Genomic DNA, 1,022 nt, shown 5'->3' on the forward strand with positions numbered 1-1,022 from the left:
TGGGCCACGCCCGCGCCGTGCGCGCCCATGCCCAGCAGGGCGCCGCGCGCCAGACTGGTGCGCAGGGGCAGCCGCGCCAGCAGCAGTTGACCTAGGGCCGCGCCGAACACGCCGGTAAGCACCACGAATACCGCCGTAAGATCCGGCACGCCGCCTAGGCTGCCGGAAACGGTCATGGCAAAGGGCGTGCTGATGGACCGGGGCAGCAGGCTTTGCCGCATGGCGCCCGAAACGCCGAGCAGGGTGGCCAGTCCCCAGGCCGAGAGCATGGCCAGGCTGCTGCCCGTGGTCACCCCGGCCAGCAGCACGGGCCAGTGGCGGCGGATCAGCGCCCGATGTTCGAAGATGGGCAGGGCGAAGGCCACGGTCACCGGCCCCAGCATGACCATGAGCCAGTGGGTGCCCCGGATGTAGTCGCTGTAGCCCACGTGCAGGGCCAGGGCCAGGGCGAGCAGCAGCAACGGCGCAAGGCACAGGGGCGATGTCCACCAGCGGCCCATGCGGGCATGAACCCGGCGTGCCGCGAGGTACAGGAGGATGGTGGCCACCGACCAGAACAGGCCGGAAAGCAGGGACAGGGAGGAAGGGTCAAGGTTCATGGCGCTGCTCACGAAGGATGCCGGGGCGAGCCGGACGGGTTCGCGCAGGTATGTCCCAGACCGGCAGGGGCGTGACCGGCAGGGGCGTGACCGGCAGGGGCGTGACCGGCGCCCCGGAAGTGCAACCGGCAGCAGGCATCCACCACCAGTGCCGTGCCGCTCATGACCGTCAGCGTGCCCAGCAGCACCACGGCCAGCAGCTTCAGGCCCAGCAGACTCAGGAATTCGCGGTGGTCCAGCACGGCCAGTACGGCGGGCACGAAGAACAGCAGCATCTCGGCCATCAGCCAGCGGGCGCCGCGTTGCAGGTCCACCGCGTTCACCCAGCCGCCGGCCAGTAGCAGCAACACCAGCCCAAGGCCCACCACCCCGCCCGGCACGGGCAGGCGCGCCAGCCGCACCAGGGTCTCGCCCGCCAGCCAC

2 protein-coding genes are annotated in these 1,022 nt (G+C 71.1%); both read right to left on the bottom strand.

What is annotated here, in order from left to right; translation table 11 throughout:
• Positions 1-599 (bottom strand): LrgB family protein (locus FVW27_RS16865; RefSeq protein ID WP_167127373.1); only part of this gene is annotated, 599 nt, incomplete at its 3' end.
• Positions 600-607: 8 nt separating this feature from the next.
• A partial coding sequence (locus FVW27_RS16870) for a CidA/LrgA family protein (RefSeq protein WP_167127377.1) occupies positions 608-1,022 on the bottom strand: 415 nt, incomplete at its 5' end.

Origin of the sequence: Nitratidesulfovibrio liaohensis (assembly GCF_011682075.1) — a bacterium.
In the GTDB taxonomy this organism is placed as follows: domain Bacteria; phylum Desulfobacterota; class Desulfovibrionia; order Desulfovibrionales; family Desulfovibrionaceae; genus Cupidesulfovibrio; species Cupidesulfovibrio liaohensis.